We start from the raw sequence: 17,509 nt of genomic DNA on the forward strand, positions 1-17,509 counted from the left end.
TTAGCAAAACCGGCACCATTTGTCCATGGCGTCCGCGGCCTCCCGCGCCGGAATCGTGCCGATACGCGGTTTCCCGCGTCGGCGGGCGCGGCCTGCCGTTTCGACAGGCGCGCCTTACGGTGTCCGGCATCCCGACGGGATCGGCCGGAAACCGGTCAGATGTGCAGCGCGCGCTTGTCGACCGCCAGCGCCGCCTCCTTCACCGCCTCCGGCAGCGTCGGGTGGGCGTGGCAGGTGCGGGCGATGTCCTCGGCGCTCGCGCCGAACTCCATGGCGATGGCGGCTTCCGCGATCATGTTGCCGGCGTCCGAGCCGATGATGTGGACGCCGAGCACCCGGTCGGTCGCCGCATCGGCCAGGATCTTCACGAAGCCCTCGGTCTGCTGGTTGGCCTTGGCGCGGCCATTGGCGGTGAACGGGAACTTGCCGACCTTGTAGGCGATGCCGTCCTTCTTCAGCCCGTCCTCGGTGCGGCCGACGGTCGCCACCTCCGGCGCGGTGTAGAGCACGCCGGGGATCACCGCATAATTGACGTGGCCGGCGCGGCCGGCGAGCAGCTCGGCCACCGCCACGCCCTCCTCCTCGGCCTTGTGCGCCAGCATCGGCCCGGCGATGACGTCGCCGATGGCGTAGATGCCGGGCACGGTGGTGGCGTAATGCTCGTCGACCACGACGCGGCCTTTCTGGTCGAGCGCCACGCCTACCGCCTCAAGCCCCAGCCCGGCGGTGAACGGCACCCGGCCGATCGCCACCAGCACCACATCGGCCTCGATCTTCGACGCCTCGCCGCCGGCCGCCGGCTCGACGGTGAGGCTGAGCTGTTTGCCCGAAGTGTCGATGGCGCTGACCTTGGAGCCGAGGCGGAAGGTGAAGCCCTGGCGCTCGAGGATGCGCTGGAACTGACGACACACCTCCGAATCCATGCCGGGCAGGATGCGGTCGAGGAACTCGACCACCGTCACCTCGGCGCCGAGCCGCCGCCACACCGAGCCGAGCTCGAGCCCGATCACCCCGGCGCCGACCACCACCAGCTTGCCCGGCACGTGATCGAGCGCCAGCGCGCCGGTGGAGGAGACGATGCGGGTCTCGTCGATGGCGATGCCGGGAAGCTGGGCGACGTCCGAGCCGGTGGCAATGACGATCGCGGCGGCCTCGAGCACCTGGGTCGCGCCGTCCTCGGCTGTGACCTGGACGCGGCCGGGGGCGAGGATGGTGCCGAGCCCGTGAAAGCTGTCGATCTTGTTCTTCTTGAGCAGGAACTCGATGCCCTTGACGTTGCCGTCGATCGCCTCCTGCTTGAAGGCCATCATGGTCTTGAGGTCGAGCGCCGGCTTGCCGACCTTGATGCCCATCTTGGCGAAGGCGTGGCCGGCCTCATCGAACAGCTCGGAGGCGTGCAGCAGCGCCTTCGACGGGATGCAGCCGACATTGAGGCAGGTGCCGCCGAACGCCTTGCGCTTCTCGACCACCGCGACCTTGAGGCCGAGCTGGGCGGCGCGGATGGCGCAGACATAGCCGCCGGGGCCGGTGCCGATGACGATCAGATCGTAGGTCATGAAATCATTCCATTGTTCGGCGGAACACGCAAATTCCTTCACGAGCAAGGGCGGGAGCGACTACGCTAGTCGCGATATCAGCATCTCCGATATCAAGGTCCACCCTCACAGAGATCAGCATGCTCAGTTCCGTTTCCCAATTTTTGGCAAGCGCGAACCAATTACCTAACCTCTGCCCCTCGTCCCCGTCGGCCATAACAACCGCAACATCAAGATCGCTGTCAGGTCTATGGTTGCCGCGCGCACGGCTTCCAAACACCCAAACCTCTTTGATTTGCGGTACAGATCGCGCCCATTCCGCGATACGTGGGAACCAAATAAGAAGTTCCGGATCCATCACACGTCCAGCACCAGCCGGGTCGGATCCTCCAGCGCTTCCTTCACCCGCACCAGGAAGGTGACGGCGTCCTTGCCGTCGATGATGCGGTGGTCGTAGGACAGCGCCAGATACATCATCGGCCGCGCCACGATCTGGCCGCCGCGCACCACCGGCCGCTCCTCGATGCGGTGCATGCCGAGGATCGCCGACTGCGGTGCGTTGAGGATCGGCGTCGACATCAGCGAGCCGTAGACGCCGCCATTGGTGATGGTGAAGGTGCCGCCCTGCATGTCCTCGATGGTGAGCTGGCCGTCGCGGGCGCGCTTGCCGTAGGCGGTGATCACCTTCTCGATCTCGGCGATGGTGAGGCGGTCGGCGTCGCGCACCACCGGCACGACGAGGCCCTTGTCGGTGCCGACGGCGACGCCGACGTGGTAATAGTTCTTGTAGACGATGTCCTCGCCGTCGATCTCGGCGTTCACCGCCGGCATCTCGCGCAGCGCCTGCACGCAGGCCTTGACGAAGAAACCCATGAAGCCGAGCCGCGCGCCGTGCTTCTTCTCGAACGGCGTCTTGTATTCGTTGCGCAGGTTCATCACCGCGCTCATGTCGACGTCGTTGAACGTCGTCAGCATGGCGGCGGTGTTCTGCGCCTCCTTCAGCCGCCGGGCGATGGTCTGGCGCAGCTTGGACATGCGCACGCGCTCCTCGCGCGCGCTGTCGTCGGGCGCGGAGGGGGCGCGCACCTTGATCGGCGCGGCCGGCGCGGGCGCCCGCACCGGCGCGGGCGCCGGGGCATAGGCGGGGGCCGGCGCAGGCGCGGCGGCGGCGGCCAGCATGTCGCCCTTGGTGACGCGGCCGTCCTTGCCGGTGCCGGCGACGGTTGACGGATCGATGCCGCTTTCGGCGGCAAGCCGGCGCACCGCCGGGCCGTGCTCGACGGCGGGCTTCGCGGCCGGGGCCGCGGCGACAGGCGCGGGCGCAGGCGCGCTCTTCGCCGCCGGCTTGGCGCCGCCGGCGGCCCCTTCCTGCAGCAGGCCCAGCACCGCGCCGACGCCGACGGCGTCGCCCGGATTGGCCAGCACCTCGGCCAGCACGCCGGCGGCCGGCGCCGGCACCTCGACGGTGACCTTGTCGGTCTCGAGCTCGACCAGCGGCTCGTCGGCGGCAACCGCCTCGCCGGGCTTCTTGAACCAGCGGCCGATGGTGGCCTCGGTGACCGACTCGCCGAGCGTGGGAACGCGGATTTCCATCGTCATCGTCTCTTCTTCGCCCGCCGGGGGCGCCTCCCAATATGTGCCGCGGGTTTGCCGCCGGTCTCAGGCCGCCAGCGCCTCGTCGAGGAACGCCTGGAGCTGCGCGAGGTGCTTGGACATCAGGCCGGTGGCGGTGGCCGCCGCCGCCGGACGGCCGACATAGCGCGGCCGCCGCGTCTTCGCCCCGATCTGGCCGAGGATCCATTCGATGTAGGGCTCGACGAAGAACCACGCGCCCATGTTGCGCGGCTCCTCCTGGCACCACACCATCTCGGCGTGCTTGAAGCGCTGCAGCTCGTGCAGCAGCGCCTTGGCCGGGAACGGATAGAGCTGCTCCAGCCGCAGGAAATAGACGTCGTCGACGCCGCGCCGCTCGCGCTCCTCGAACAGGTCGTAATAGACCTTGCCCGAGCACATCACGACGCGGCGGATCTTGTCGTCGGAGACCAGCTTGACGCGATCGGTCGGCATGCTCTGGGCGCTGTCGAGCAGCACGCGGTGGAACGACGTGCCCGACACCATGTCGTCGAGATGCGACACCACGCGCTTGTGGCGCAGCAGCGACTTCGGCGTCATCAGGATCAGCGGCTTCCTGAAGTCGCGCTTCAACTGCCGGCGCAGGATGTGGAAGTAGTTGGCCGGCGTCGAGCAGTTGGCGACCTGCATGTTGTCCTCGGCGCAGAGCTGCAGATAGCGCTCCAGCCGCGCCGAGGAATGCTCGGGCCCCTGCCCCTCATAGCCGTGCGGCAGCAGGCAGACGAGGCCGGACATGCGCAACCACTTGCGCTCGCCCGCCGACAGGAACTGGTCGAACACCACCTGCGCGCCATTGGCGAAGTCGCCGAACTGCGCTTCCCAGGCGACCAGCGTGTTGGGCTCGGCCAGCGAATAGCCGTATTCGAAGCCGAGCACCGCCTCCTCCGAGAGCATCGAGTTGATGACCTCGTAGCGGGCCTGGCCGTCGCGGATGTGGTTGAGCGGCGTGTAGCGCTCCTCGGTCTCCTGGTCGGTCAGCACCGAATGGCGCTGCGAGAAGGTGCCGCGCTCCGAATCCTGGCCCGACAGGCGCACATTGTAGCCCTCGACGCACAGCGAGCCGAACGCCAGCGCCTCGGCCATGCCCCAGTCGATGCCCTCGCCGCTCTCGATCATCTTGCGGCGGCCTTCGAGCACGCGATGGATGGTGCGGTGGACGTGGAAGCCCGCCGGCACCTCGGTGATCCGCAGGCCGACCTCCTTCAGCGTCTCGACCGGCACGCCGGTATCGCCGCGGCGCGGATCCTCGGCGTCCTTGGCCGCCTTGATGCCGGCCCAGCGGCCGTCGAGCCAATCGGCCTTGTTGGGGCGGAACGCCTGACCGGCCTCGTACTCGGCATCGAGCCGGGCGCGCCAGTCGGCCTTCATCTTCTCGATCTCGCCGTCGGTGACGACGCCTTCCTCGACCAGCTTCCTGCCGTAGAGCTGCAGCACCGTCGGATGCGAGCGGATGCGCTTGTACATCAAGGGCTGGGTGAAGGCCGGCTCGTCGCCCTCATTGTGGCCGAAGCGCCGGTAGCAGAACATGTCGATGACGACAGGCTTCTGGAAGCGCTGGCGGAACTCGGTGGCGATCTTCGCGGCATAGACCACCGCCTCGGGGTCGTCGCCATTGCAGTGGAGCACCGGCGCCTCGACCATCTTCGCCACGTCCGACGGATAGGGCGAGGAGCGCGAGAAGCGCGGATCGGTGGTGAAGCCGATCTGGTTGTTGACGATGAAGTGGATCGAGCCACCGGTGCGGTGGCCGCGCAGCCCCGACAGGCCGAGACACTCCGCCACCACGCCCTGGCCGGCGAACGCCGCGTCGCCATGGATCAAGAGCGGCAGCACCGCGCGCCGGTCGTCCGGCTGGCAGTGAAGCTGGTCCTGCTTGGCGCGCACCTTGCCCAGCACCACCGGATCGACGATCTCGAGATGCGAGGGGTTCGGCGTCAGCGACAAATGCACCTTGTTGCCGTCGAACTCGCGATCCGACGAGGCGCCGAGGTGATACTTGACGTCGCCCGAGCCCTCGACATCGTCGGGGTGGAACGAGCCGCCCTTGAACTCATGGAACAGCGCGCGGTGCGGCTTGCCCATCACCTGCGCCAGCATGTTGAGCCGGCCGCGGTGGGCCATGCCGAGCACGATCTCGCGCACGCCGAGATGGCCGCCGCGCTTGATGATCTGCTCCATCGCCGGGATCACCGCCTCGCCGCCGTCGAGGCCGAAGCGCTTGGTGCCGGTGTATTTGACATCGAGGAACTTCTCGAAGCCCTCGGCCTCCACCAGCTTGTTGAGGATGGCGCGCTTGCCCTCGCGGGTGAAGTGGATCTCCTTGTCCGGACCCTCGATGCGCTCCTGGATCCACGCCTTCTCCATCGGATCGGAGATGTGCATGAACTCGACGCCGAGCGTCTGGCAGTAGGTGCGGCGGAGAATGACCAGCATCTCGCGCACGGTCGCGAATTCGAGGCCGAGCACGTGGTCGATGAAGATCTTGCGGTCGTAGTCGGCCTCGGTGAAGCCGTACGAGACGGGATCGAGCTCGCCATGGTCGTGGCGGGTAGCGATGCCCAGCGGATCGAGGTCGGCGTGCAGATGGCCGCGCATGCGGAAGGCGCGGATCATCATGATCGCGCGCACCGAGTCGCGCGAGGCGCGCTGGATCTGCTCCTCGGAGATGACGGCGCCGCGGCTGGCTTCGGCGGATTTGGCGCGGATGCGCTCGCCGACCGTCTTCTCCAGCGCCGACCAGTTGCCGTCGAGCGCGGAGACCAGCTCGCCATTGGCCGGCACCGGCCAGTCGGCGCGCTTCCACGAGGCGCCGCGGGCGCTGCGCGCGGCCTCGCCGCGGTTCTCGTCGAGATCGGCGAAGAAGTCGCGCCACTGCGCCTCCACCCCCGCCGGATCGGTCTGGAAGCGGGCGTAGAGATCCTCGATATAGGCGGCGCTGCCGCCGGAGAGGAACGCGGTCTGGGCGAGCAGCTTGTTCTTGTCCTGGCGTGCCATGCGACACCTCCGGAGCGCCACGGCGCTCCCGCTTTGCAGTCATACGGTTTCCGGTCGATCCCTTCGGACGCCCGGAAACGGCCCCGTGGGTGGACCGCAATTGAGACAGCGGCCTCGTTGCTGGTGCGGCCCGCTCTGGGCCGAGCCGTCTGCGGAAAGGCGCCGGCGGATGCCGCCGGCGCCTTGCCAAGTTCGTGTCAGCCCTTCAGCACTTCGACCAGGGTCTTGCCGAGGCGGGCCGGCGAGGGCGACACCTTGATGCCGGCGGCTTCCATCGCCGCGATCTTGCTGCCGGCATCGCCCTTGCCGCCGGAGATGATGGCGCCGGCATGGCCCATGCGGCGGCCGGGCGGGGCGGTGACGCCGGCGATGAAGCCGACCATCGGCTTCCTGCGGCCGCGCTTGGCCTCGTCGATCAGGAACTGCGCCGCCTCTTCCTCGGCCGAGCCGCCGATCTCGCCGATCATGATGATCGACTCGGTCTTGGGGTCGGCGAGGAACAGCTCCAGCATGTCGATGAACTCGGTGCCCTTGACCGGATCGCCGCCGATGCCGACCGCGGTCGACTGGCCGAGACCGACCTGCGAGGTCTGGAACACCGCCTCATAGGTCAGCGTGCCGGAGCGCGACAGCACGCCGACCGAGCCCGGCTTGAAGATGTTGCCCGGCATGATGCCGATCTTGCACTCGCCAGCGGTCAGCACGCCCGGGCAGTTCGGGCCGATCAGGCGCGACTTCGAGCCTTCGAGCGCACGGCGCACCCGCACCATGTCGAGCACCGGAATGCCCTCGGTGATGCAGACGATCAGCGGGATCTCGGCATCGATCGCCTCGCAGATGGCGTCGGCCGCGCCAGGCGGCGGCACGTAGATCACCGAGGCATCGGCGCCGGTGGCCTCGCGCGCCTCGGCGACGGTGTCGAACACCGGCAGGCCGAGATGGGTCGAGCCGCCCTTTCCGGGCGAGGTGCCGCCGACCATCTTGGTGCCGTAGGCGATGGCCTGCTCGGAGTGGAAGGTGCCATTCTTGCCGGTGAAGCCCTGGCAGATGACCTTGGTGTTGCTGTCGATCAGGATGGACATTCAGCGTCTCTCGCCTGGAGCGGAGGGTTGATCGGGGTCACCTCCCCCTGCAGGGGGAGGTCGGCGCGCCAGCGCCGGGTGGAAGAAAGTCCAGCGGCCCGCAACGCAGCCACCTGCGCCGCGATCGTCTCGATCACGCCGGAGAGGTTCTGCGTCACGTCATTGTTCCAGAAGCGCAGGACCGTGACGCCACGTTCCTGCAGCCAGACCGTGCGCCGGTGATCGCGCGCCGCCTGCCGGGCCTCCCCGTGCTGGCCGCCGTCGATCTCGACCGCCAGCCGCAAGGCCGGACAGAAGAAGTCCAGCACGTACGGGCCGGCCGGATGCTGCCGGCGGAAGGTGGCGCCATCGACTCCGCGACCGCGAAGCCGCATCCACAGCCGCCGTTCCGCATCGGTCGCCTCGAGCCGCAGGGCCCGTGCCCGCGCGGTCTTCGCCGCCGTGCGGTTGAAGCGCGGAGCGTCGGCGACCCCCACCCGGCGAGCGTCGCTCGCCGACCTCCCCCTTGCAGGGGGAGGTGAGGCCTGATCCGCCATGACGGCTTCGATCATCCGCCGCTCCTCTTCACCAGCCATGGTGCCGTTCAACCTCCCCCTGGAAGGGGGAGGTCGGCGCGTCAGCGCCGGGTGGGGGTTCCCGCACCGCAGCGCCCGCGCCCGGCACCGGTCACTTTCCGCGCACCGCGCTGACGATCTTCTGGGCGGCGTCGTCGAGGTCGTCGGCCGAGATCACGTTGAGGCCGGACGCGTTGATGATCGCCTTGCCCTTCTCCACATTGGTGCCTTCGAGGCGCACCACCAACGGCACGTTGAGGCCGACCTCCTTGACCGCGGCGATGACGCCCTCGGCCAGCACGTCGCACTTCATGATGCCGCCGAAGATGTTGATCAGGATGCCCTTCACGTTCGGATCGGCGGTGATGATCTTGAACGCCGCGGTGACCTTTTCCTTGGAGGCGCCGCCGCCGACGTCGAGGAAGTTGGCCGGCTCCTCGCCATAGAGCTTGATGATGTCCATGGTCGCCATGGCGAGACCGGCGCCGTTGACCATGCAGCCGATGGTGCCGTCGAGCGCGACGTAGGAGAGGTCGTACTTCGACGCCTCGATCTCCTTCTCGTCCTCCTCGGTGAGGTCGCGCAGCGCCACCACGTCGGGGTGGCGGTAGAGCGAGTTGCCCTCGAAGGCGATCTTGGCGTCGAGGCAGCGCAGCTTGCCGTCCTTGGTGACGATGAGCGGATTGATCTCCAGCATCGTCATGTCCTTGGCGACGAACGCCGTATAGAGCTGCGTCGCCAGCTCGCCGGCCTGCTTGGCGAGGTCGCCCTTGAGGCCGAGCGCACGCGCCAGCGTGCGGCCGTGGTGCGGCATGATGCCGGTGGCCGGGTCGATCGAGAAGCTGACGATCTTTTCCGGCGTGTCGTGGGCCACGGCCTCGATGTCCATGCCGCCCTCGGTCGAGACCACGAAGGCGATGCGCGAGGTCGAGCGGTCGACCAGCATCGACAGATAGAGCTCCTTCTCGATGTCGGAGCCTTCCTCGATATAGAGGCGGTGGACCACCTTGCCAGCCGGGCCGGTCTGCACGGTCACCAGCGTGTTGCCGAGCATCTGCGCGGCGTAGGTCTCGACCTCCTCGACCGACTTGGCGAGGCGCACGCCGCCCTTGTCGCCGGCCGCCGGCTCCTTGAACTTGCCCTTGCCGCGGCCGCCGGCGTGGATCTGCGACTTCACCACCCACAGCGGACCGCCGAGCTCCTTGGCCGCGGCGGCGGCTTCCTCGGGCTTGAAGATGGCGACGCCGCGCGACACCGGCACGCCGAATGTCTTCAGCACCGCCTTGGCTTGGTATTCGTGAATATTCATGTGGTCCCTGCCCCTCCTCCCGCGGCCGTCACGGCCACGGCAAGGTGTTCATCCCTGATTGCTGTTCGATCCGCGGGTTCAGGGCCGGCGCCGGTGCAGGCTGCACCGGCGCGCCTTGCCCGCGGCGTTTCTCACTGACCGAGATCGGGCGCGATCTTGATGCAGGCCTCGATCAGGCCCTGCACGGAGGCGACCGACTTGTCGAACATCACGCGCTCGTCGCGGTCGAGATGGATCTCGACCACGCGCTCGACACCCTTGGCGCCGATCACCACCGGCACGCCGACATAGATGTCCTTCAGCCCATACTGGCCGTTGAGATAGGCGGCGCAGGGCATGACCCGCTTCTTGTCCTTGAGGTAGGCGTCGGCCATGACGATGGCGGACGCCGCCGGCGCATAGAAGGCCGAGCCGGTCTTGAGCAGGTTGACGATCTCGGCGCCGCCGTCGCGGGTGCGCTGGATGATCTTGTCGAGCCGCTCCTGGCTGGTCCAGCCCATCTTGACGAGGTCGGGCAGCGGGATGCCGGCGACGGTGGAGTAGCGCGGCAGCGGCACCATGGTGTCGCCGTGACCGCCCAGCACGAAGGCGGTGATGTCCTCGACCGAGACGCCGAACTCCTCGGCCAGGAAGTAGCGGAAGCGCGCGCTGTCGAGCACGCCCGCCATGCCGACCACCATGTTCTTGGGCAGGCCGGAGGCCTTCTGCAGCGCCCACACCATGGCGTCGAGCGGGTTGGTGATGCAGATCACGAAGGCGTTCGGCGCGTATTTGCGGATGCCGGCGCCGACCTGCTCCATGACCTTGAGATTGATGCCGAGCAGATCGTCGCGGCTCATGCCGGGCTTGCGCGGCACGCCGGCGGTGACGATCACCACGTCGGCGCCCTCGATCGCCTCATAGCTCTGGGTGCCGGTGAGCTTGGCATCGAAGCCGTCGACCGGGGAGGACTCGGCGAGGTCGAGCGCCTTGCCCTGGGGAATCCCCTCCATGATGTCGAACAGGACGATGTCGCCGAGTTCCTTGAGGCCGGCGAGATGGGCGAGGGTGCCGCCGATCTGGCCAGCGCCGATCAGGGCAATCTTGTTGCGCGCCATGAGCTGCTGGTTCCTGGTGGTCGAATGTTCCTGGTGGACGAAGGTCCTGGTGGACGCAGGGTCCGGATGGACGAAGGCCCGATGGACGAAGGTCCGCGGCCCGAACGGGGCGGCCGGGGCCGCCGGCCGGTTCGGATCTGTCGAAGTCGGATTTCGTCGATCGGACCAAGGGCCGGTCCACGGAATCCGACACGGGGGTCGGTGCCTGTGGGCGCTGCCGGCCTGCCGCTCTGCGGCAGATGCCGGACGTCCCGCTTGGCAATCTTCCCATATCGCCCCGCTTGGCTTGCATCAAGCCACGGCGGATCAAGGGAAAATGCCGCTCGGGCGGCAGATGGACGCAGGCCGGGCGCCATGGTGCGGCGCGGGAAACGGGCCGGATATCAGATATTTGCGGATTGCGGGCTGAGCGCCCGGGCCTTCGGGGACCATGCCGGCGCGACCGATTTACAAATTTCATTATTTGTAATTTGTAACTGCCGCTGCATGCAACCTTCGGCTAGGTCACGACAAAACCGCCTGGGCGGCGCCAGCCGCCGCCGCCCGCGCCGACGCCGGCTGCACAAAACCGCGCGCGTGAGCCGAGGTCCGGAACCTGCGGGCACGCCCGCTCACAACAGCCCGCCATAGAGCGCCCGCAGCACCAGCCGGGCGGCGGCGGCGACCCGCAGGTCGATCTCGTCGCGCGGCACCTCACAGTCGGCCGCCACCGCCACCGGGTCGATGAACCGGTGCAGCACGTCGAGGATCACCGCCGTCGCCTTGTCGCGGCTGCGCACCCGGAACAGCTGGGCGCCGACGCCGTCCTCGATGATGCGCTCCATCAGCGTGCGCACGCGCTGGCGGTGGCGGCGCGAGACGAGGCGGCCGCCGGAGAAGGCGGCCAGATGCAGCGCATTCAGGTTGGGTTCGGCCTCGGCGCGCTCGCGCAGGCCCCGGGCATAGGCCAGGATCAGCCGCTCCAGCTTGTCGTCGGCCGGGTCGGGGGCGTCGGCCACCGTCTGCAGCAGCGCCTCCAGCTCCTTCAGCCAGTCGGCGGTGATGGCGTCGACCAGCGCCTCCTTGGAGGGGAAGTAGCGGTAGACATTGGCGTGGGTCATGCCGGCTTCGCGGGCGATCGCCACCACCGTGGTGCGCTCCAGCCCGAAGCGGCGGACATGATCGGTGGCGATGCCGAGCAGCGCCTCGCCACGCCGCCCTGCCTGACGCGCCGCCGAAGGCCTTGGCGCGGCCGGGCGCGGGGCGGCGGCGGGCGCGTCCGCCATGGCTCAGGTCTCGACCAGACCGGTGGCGTCGCCGCTGGCCTCCGAGTCCGGCCGCCCGTGCGGCAGCGCGAGATAGTCGGCCGAGCGCATCTCGGTCAGGCGCGAGGCGGTGCGGGCGAAGGCGAAGCTCTCATAGCCCGCGCTGCCGACCCACAGCGCCTCGGGCGCGGCCGCGGCCGAGGCCAGGAGCTTGACCCGGCTGTCATAGAGCGTGTCGACCAAAGTGATGAAGCGGCGCGCCTCGTTGCGGCTGGTCTCGTCCATCTGCGGCACGCCATCGACGACGAGAGTGTGGAAGTTCTCGGCGATGGCGAGATAGTCGGCCGGGCCCAGCGGCTGCTCGCACAGGTCGGCAAAGCCGAACCAGGCGGCGCCGCGCGCGGCACGCGGCACGGCGAGGCTGCGGCCGAGCAGGCCGATGCGCGCCGGCCCGCCGCCATCGCAGCCGGCGATCCGCCGCCACGCCTTGTCCAGCGCGAAGCGGGCGCCCTCATCGGCCGGCACGTGCCAGACGGGAATGCCGTCGAGCTTCTCCATCCGGAAATCGGTGCGCGAGTCGAGGCGCGCAACCTCGACCTGCTCGGCCAGCAGGCCGAGAAAGGGCACGAACAGCGCCCGGTTCAGGCCGTTCTCGTAGAGCCGCTCGGGGGGGACGTTGGAGGTCGCCACCACCACGACGCCGAGCGCGAACAGCCGGCCGAACAGCCGGCCGAGGATCATGGCGTCGGCGATGTCGGTGACGTGGAACTCGTCGAAGCACAGAAGCGTCGCCTCACCGGCCAGCGCCTCGGCCACCGGCGCCACCGGGTCGTCGCCCTTGACCTCGCCGTGCTTCTTCCTCTGCCGCCAGTCGTGGATGCGCCCGTGCACGTCCTGCATGAAGGCGTGGAAGTGCACCCGGCGCTTCCGGGCGAGCGGCGCGGCCTGGAAGAACAGGTCCATCAGCATGGTCTTGCCGCGGCCGACCTCGCCCCAGATGTAGAGCCCGCGCGGCACGGCCACCGACTTGCGGCCGAACAGCCAGCCCAGCGCCGAGGACTTCTGGGCCAGATGATAGACCGCCAGCTCGCGCGCCAGGGCGTCGAGCCGCGCGGCGACCTTCTCCTGCGCGGCGTCGTGTTCGATCTCGCCGTGGTCGGCGAGGGCCTGGTAGCGTTCAAGACAGGAGGCGTGCATCGGTGTGTCGGCTGGGTGTCCAGGCCCAGCAGTTAGGGGGTGCCGGTGCGCCGCACAAGGGCAGGGCGCATCGGGCGGCGGCGCCGGCAGGGCGCGACCGGCAATGGCGCCACCGGCAGCGCCCGCCGCCGCGCCATCGTCAAGTTGCCTGCCAAGTTGCCTGCCAAGTTTCCGGCGAAGTTGCCGCTTGGTGCTAGAGGCGGGTTCCGCTGGGTCAGAGGCGTGCTCTGCTCAGGGTCAAGACTTCGGATTGCTGGGCACAACCTCGGTTGCTTGTTGTTTTCGCTCCAAATGGGCAACCTAGTTTGGTGATATTTCCCGCCTTGAATCCCACGGCCTCCCGATTATCGACAAAAGTATGACGCGACCTCGGTCGTATAGTCCTCGATTTAGGATATGAGGCCTATTCTTAGCTATTATCGGCTTATTTTCTGCATTGACGGTCGCATTACTGCAATGCAACGATTTGACTTGTCCCGGATTGTGCAATGCAGCATAAGCGTATGTCGAATCTGCACGGATATATCGAACGAACGGTTCCCCCCGGCAGCTCGATCGATCCCAGCGTGTGGAGCGCTATGGCTATGATGCACGAGCCTCTGAGTGTCGGAGGCGTCATCCGGAAACTTTGGACCGGCGAGGCGCCGCTCTATCGCGACCACCTTCTGCGACTGGCCCCCGATGACCGCCGCCTGCGGTTCGGCCTGGACGCCACCGACCAGTCGATTGCCGAGCACGCCGCCAAGGCGTTCGGCGGCGGCGCGGTGATCCACGGCTTCTTCATCGACGGCGTGCTGCGCGGTGCCGCCGAGCTGCACATCCTCAAGTCGCCGCCGCCGGTCGAGGCCGAGATCGCCTTCAGCGTCGAGGCCGAGTACCGCAAGTCCGGCGTCGGCTCCGCCCTGTTCGGCCGCACCCTGCTGGTGGCCCGCAATCGCGGCGTCGCCACGGTGACCATGAACTGCCTGCCCTCGAACCGGCCGATGCAGTCGCTGGCCAAGAAGTTCGAGGCCAAGATCCATTACAATCTCGCCGACGTCATCGGCGAGCTGAAGACCCCGGGACCGACGCCGCTGTCGATCTGGCGGGAGATGGTGACCGACGGCACCGACATCGCCGCGAGCCTGATGGACGCCCAAGTCCGCGCCCTGCGCGCGGGCTGATATCAAGATCCGCGCCCTGCGCGCGGGGTGATATCGCACACCTCGTGCCTTTCGGCGTTCACTCCCGGCCCATGCTCCGCCGGAGCGGGACAGCGCCCTGACGCGGGCCGGGCGGCGGCACGCCATCGCCGATCGCACCAAGCCGATCCGATCCGTCCTGCCGGCCGTATCTGCTGCAGTGCAATCGGCGCCGTCGGGTTGCGAGGTGTCACGCCTGGGGCACGTGCGGGGGAAAACAAATGGAATTGGCGTTCTGGTGCGTCCTGGTCATGGGCGTGATGCCGGTCGTGACCGTCGGCATCGCCAAAGCCCGGGGGGTGGACAATCACGCGCCGCGCGACTGGGCGCAGACCATCGACGGCTATCGCAAGCGCGCCTACGCCGCCCACCTCAACCATTACGAAGCGTTCCCGCTGTTCGCGGCCGCCGTGCTGGTGGCGGCGACGCAGGGCGCGCCGATGGCGACGGTCAATGCGCTCGCGCTCGCAGTGGTAGCGGCCCGCCTCGTCTATACTGCCTGCTATGTCGCCGATCTCGCGACGCTGCGCTCGCTGGTGTGGCTTGCGGGCTGGGGCCTGACCATCGCCATCTTCGTGCTCCCGGCGTTGTGATCGAACGCCTCCCGTCTCGCCCACCGTCCGGGCGTCGCAGGTCGACCTCGCGGCGAATTGCTGCTGCGAACGGCCCCAAACGCTGACGCGTGGGGCCGTTGACGGCCGGTCAGCCGGCGCGGCGTTGCGCCCCGGCCTCGCCGGAAAGCGCCGTGGTCAGGCCAAGCTCGTTGAGCTTGGCCATGATCGACTCGACCGGCCGCTTGAGCCGCATGCTGATCATGTGGACCGGAACACGCTCGTTCGCGAGTTCCCGCAAGGCGTGGACCGCCTCGGCACTCCAGCCGATCCGATCGGTTTCGTCCATGTGAGCCTCCCGTGGGTGAGGTTTCCGTGCGTGCGGCGTCTTCCACCCGGCCGGAACTGGCCGGATGTCCCCGGACAACCGCGGGCGCGCGCAGAGGTTCCCCCCGACACGGAATCGCCCCATTTCGCCGGCGACGGCGGGCGCGAATGAAGGCGCCTCGCGCTAGGCGCGGAGTCGCGCACCCCCCACCCCCGACCCCTCCCCACCGCTCGCCAAGCTCGCGGGGGGAGGGGAGCAAAGGGGCGCCTCTTCTCCCCACGAGCACAACGAGGAACGGCCGGGACAGGCCCGCGGCCTGCTCCCCTCCCCCCATGAACGCAGTGAATGGTGGGGAGGGGTCGGGGGTGGGGGGCTTCGCTGTTCAACCGGGAAGATGGTCGACGCGGGACGAAACCCAAGACCCGAAATTGGCCGGAAGCCGTCTCGGTTTGCCACCGGAAACCCGGCACGCCGACGACGAAAGCGCCTCGCGCCGGGCGCCGTTGGCGTGGGGTTGGCCCGGACAGTTTCTGTTCAGACGCCGATGACCCGGTGCGCCTCGGCCAGCACGGCCAGCACGTCGGCGCCCATGAAGATGAAGCCGCCGACGCCGGCCTCCTTCACCGGGCCTTCCTGCTCCGGCGCCGGCTTGCCGGCGAGCCACAGATGCGCCGCGCCGGCCGCCTTCAGCGCCGCAGCAGCCGCCACCGCCTCCTCGGCATAGAGCGCGTCCGACGAGCAGATGCAGGCCACGGCGGCGCCGCTCGCCTTGAAGGCCGCGGCCAGCGCCGCGAGATCGGTTCCGCCATCGGCCACAAAGCCGTCGTTCGAGACGGTCTCGATGCCGCCGGCCTCGAAGAAGTTCTTGGCGAAGGTGGCGCGCGCGGTGAACGCCGCGATCGGGCCGAGATTGGCCAGGAACAGCTTCGGGCGGACGCCGGTTTTTTCCAGGTGGCGGTCGGCGGCATCGCGCAGCGCCTCGAACGGCTCGGCCAGCCGGCCGGGCAGGAGCGGGGCGAAGGCGACCGCGAGCGGCGCCGCCTGGAGCGTCACCGGCGCCACGTCCAGCACCGTCACCTCGGCCTCGGCGATCAGCGGGAATTCGGAAACGCCGGTGACCGGCTCCTTGCGGCGGGCGATCGCCTTGGCGTGCTCGGCGCGGGTGGCGGCGACCTTCGCCTGCACCGAACCGGCCTGCAGCGCCGCGGCGAGCCCGCCTTCCGCCTCGATCTCCTGGAACAGCGCCCAGGCGCGGGTCGCGAGCTCGTCGGTCAGCGTCTCGATTCCGCCGGTGCCGGCGGCCGGGTCGGCGACCTTGGCGAGGTGGGATTCCTCGATCAGCACGATCTGGGTGTTGCGGGCCATGCGGCGGGCGAAGGCATCGGGCAGGCCGAGCGCCGCGGTGAACGGCAGCACGGTGAGGCCATCGGCGCCGCCGGCCCCGGCGGCGAACGAGGCCACCGTGCTGCGCAGCAAATTCACCCACGGGTCGCGCCGGGTCGACATCCGCCACGCGGTCTCGCCGACGATGCGCAGCGGCGCGGGGTCGAGCCCGCAGGCCGCCTCCAGCCGCGCCCACAGCCGGCGCAGCGCCCGGAACTTGGCCATGGTGAGGAACTGGTCGGCGTCGGCGGCAAGCCGCGCATAGACGAAGCGGCGGGCCTCCTCGAGCGGAATGCCGCCGGCCTCCAGCGCCCGCAGATAGGCCACCCCGGCAGCCATCACGAAGGCCAGCTCCTGCACCTCGGAGCCGCCGGCATCGTGCACCGGGCGGCCGTCGGCGACGGCGAACGGCCCGCGGAAGCCGGCCTTGGCCAGCGCCGCGATCTCGGCGGCGAAATCCGCCGCCAGCGCCGGCCAGGCGTCGGCGAGGCCGCCGCGCACCGCGGCGGCGCCCAGCGGATCGATGCCGAACGACACGTCGAGGGCAGCGGCATCGACGCCGAGCCCGGCCACCAGCGCAGCGAAGATCCCCGGCGCCGCCTTGGCCTCGGGGCCGAGGTCGAAATCGATGGCGACGGCGTCGAGCACGACGTCGGCGAGCGCGGCCGAGATCGCCTCGGCCGAAGCCGGCAGGCCGAAGCCGCGGGCGCCGATGGCGCCGTTGAACACCAGCGTCAGGCCGGTGGCGCCGCCTTCGAGATCCTCCAGCGCCTGGGCGTTGGCCCCGGCGGGATCGGGGATGTCGACGCGGGCCATCACCCGCCACGGTGCCCCGGCGGCGCGGCCGGCGATCGGCGCGCGGTCGGCGCGGCGCGGATAGATCGGCTCGATGCGAATGCCGTCGGCGGTGGCGGACACCAGCTTCCTGTCGAACGGCGCCCCCTTCAGCACGTTCTCGACCACCTTCAGCCAGTCGTCGCGGGTGGCGGCGGGAAAGTCGGACGCGAGCGCGAGGTCGGTCATCGGGCGAGGCTCCCCAGAGCGGTCATCTGCAAAAAGGCCGGCGCGGTTGGACGGCGATGCTGGATAGCGGTTTTGCGGAAGAAATCGGGTTCGATCAAGGACCGTTCGATCAAAGACCGGTCGAACAGGACGTGATGCAAATTTCGGCCGCGCGGACCGCCATTCCCCCTCGGTCGAACCGCGCGCGCCCCCGGCGTTCATCACGCCGCCAACTGCGGTTGCGGGCAAAACGAAATTCGCGCCGGCCGGCACCATGGCCGAAATCTACGCAGGATTTGCCGCGTGCGCCATCGCGACGCGAGCGCGCACGCCCTTGAGCCCGGCGCCACCGATTTCGTGCGCTTTCCTTGAACCTCCCCGCCGGGCGCCGCGACCAACGGAGGACGAGGCCGCAAGGCA

At 69.0% G+C, this 17,509-nt stretch carries 14 protein-coding genes; 2 read left to right on the forward strand and 12 right to left on the reverse strand.

The window, feature by feature from the left end:
• Positions 1 to 155: 155 nt before the first annotated feature.
• From lpdA to zapE, 10 genes are all read right to left on the reverse strand, one after another.
• Positions 156 to 1,556, reverse strand: coding sequence for a dihydrolipoyl dehydrogenase (gene lpdA, locus BLTE_RS15390; RefSeq protein WP_126401515.1), 1,401 nt, complete (start codon positions 1,554 to 1,556; stop codon positions 156 to 158).
• A 4-nt stretch (positions 1,557 to 1,560) separates the two neighbouring features.
• Positions 1,561 to 1,893, reverse strand: a complete 333-nt coding sequence (locus BLTE_RS15395) for a nucleotidyltransferase domain-containing protein (RefSeq protein WP_126401516.1) — start codon at positions 1,891 to 1,893, stop codon at positions 1,561 to 1,563.
• Positions 1,893 to 3,134, reverse strand: coding sequence for a 2-oxoglutarate dehydrogenase complex dihydrolipoyllysine-residue succinyltransferase (odhB, locus tag BLTE_RS15400; protein WP_126401517.1), 1,242 nt, complete (start codon positions 3,132 to 3,134; stop codon positions 1,893 to 1,895). The genes BLTE_RS15395 and odhB overlap by 1 nt, the downstream gene beginning before the upstream one ends.
• A 60-nt stretch (positions 3,135 to 3,194) precedes the next feature.
• Positions 3,195 to 6,161: a 2-oxoglutarate dehydrogenase E1 component gene (locus tag BLTE_RS15405; protein WP_126401518.1), complete on the reverse strand. Its 2,967-nt coding sequence runs from the start codon at positions 6,159 to 6,161 to the stop codon at positions 3,195 to 3,197.
• Between the two features lie 197 nt (positions 6,162 to 6,358).
• Positions 6,359 to 7,243 (reverse strand): succinate--CoA ligase subunit alpha, encoded by an 885-nt coding sequence (gene sucD / locus BLTE_RS15410; RefSeq protein WP_126401519.1) that lies wholly within the window; start codon positions 7,241 to 7,243, stop codon positions 6,359 to 6,361.
• Positions 7,231 to 7,794, reverse strand: a complete 564-nt coding sequence (locus BLTE_RS15415; protein WP_244600016.1) for an endonuclease domain-containing protein — start codon at positions 7,792 to 7,794, stop codon at positions 7,231 to 7,233. Before BLTE_RS15415 ends, sucD begins: the two co-directional genes overlap by 13 nt.
• A 115-nt stretch (positions 7,795 to 7,909) precedes the next feature.
• A complete protein-coding gene (gene sucC / locus BLTE_RS15420) occupies positions 7,910 to 9,106 on the reverse strand; it encodes an ADP-forming succinate--CoA ligase subunit beta (RefSeq protein WP_126401520.1) in 1,197 nt (398 codons plus the stop codon).
• A 131-nt stretch (positions 9,107 to 9,237) separates the two neighbouring features.
• Positions 9,238 to 10,203, reverse strand: coding sequence for a malate dehydrogenase (gene mdh / locus BLTE_RS15425; protein WP_126401521.1), 966 nt, complete (start codon positions 10,201 to 10,203; stop codon positions 9,238 to 9,240).
• A 611-nt stretch (positions 10,204 to 10,814) separates the two neighbouring features.
• Positions 10,815 to 11,468: a TetR/AcrR family transcriptional regulator gene (locus BLTE_RS15430; protein ID WP_126401522.1), complete on the reverse strand. Its 654-nt coding sequence runs from the start codon at positions 11,466 to 11,468 to the stop codon at positions 10,815 to 10,817.
• Positions 11,469 to 11,471: 3 nt separating this feature from the next.
• Positions 11,472 to 12,644: a cell division protein ZapE gene (gene zapE, locus BLTE_RS15435; RefSeq protein WP_126401523.1), complete on the reverse strand. Its 1,173-nt coding sequence runs from the start codon at positions 12,642 to 12,644 to the stop codon at positions 11,472 to 11,474.
• Positions 12,645 to 13,228: 584 nt separating this feature from the next.
• Between zapE and BLTE_RS15440 the strand changes: the two genes are divergently transcribed.
• Entirely contained in the window at positions 13,229 to 13,807 is a 579-nt protein-coding gene (locus BLTE_RS15440) for a GNAT family N-acetyltransferase (RefSeq protein ID WP_160140644.1), read from the forward strand.
• Positions 13,808 to 14,046: 239 nt separating this feature from the next.
• The gene (locus tag BLTE_RS15445; protein WP_126401525.1) at positions 14,047 to 14,418 is read left to right on the forward strand and encodes an MAPEG family protein; all 372 of its coding nucleotides are present in this window, start codon (positions 14,047 to 14,049) and stop codon (positions 14,416 to 14,418) included.
• A 109-nt stretch (positions 14,419 to 14,527) separates the two neighbouring features.
• On the opposite strand, the gene BLTE_RS15450 is transcribed toward BLTE_RS15445, so the two are convergent.
• Together BLTE_RS15450 and BLTE_RS15455 are read right to left on the reverse strand one after the other, a co-directional pair.
• The gene (locus tag BLTE_RS15450; RefSeq protein WP_126401526.1) at positions 14,528 to 14,725 is read right to left on the reverse strand and encodes a hypothetical protein; all 198 of its coding nucleotides are present in this window, start codon (positions 14,723 to 14,725) and stop codon (positions 14,528 to 14,530) included.
• A 513-nt stretch (positions 14,726 to 15,238) separates the two neighbouring features.
• A complete protein-coding gene (locus tag BLTE_RS15455) occupies positions 15,239 to 17,110 on the reverse strand; it encodes a methylmalonyl-CoA mutase subunit beta (RefSeq protein ID WP_126401527.1) in 1,872 nt (623 codons plus the stop codon).
• Positions 17,111 to 17,509 lie beyond the last annotated feature (399 nt).

The sequence above is a fragment of the Blastochloris tepida genome (assembly GCF_003966715.1).
Classification (GTDB): Bacteria; Pseudomonadota; Alphaproteobacteria; order Rhizobiales; family Xanthobacteraceae; genus Blastochloris; species Blastochloris tepida.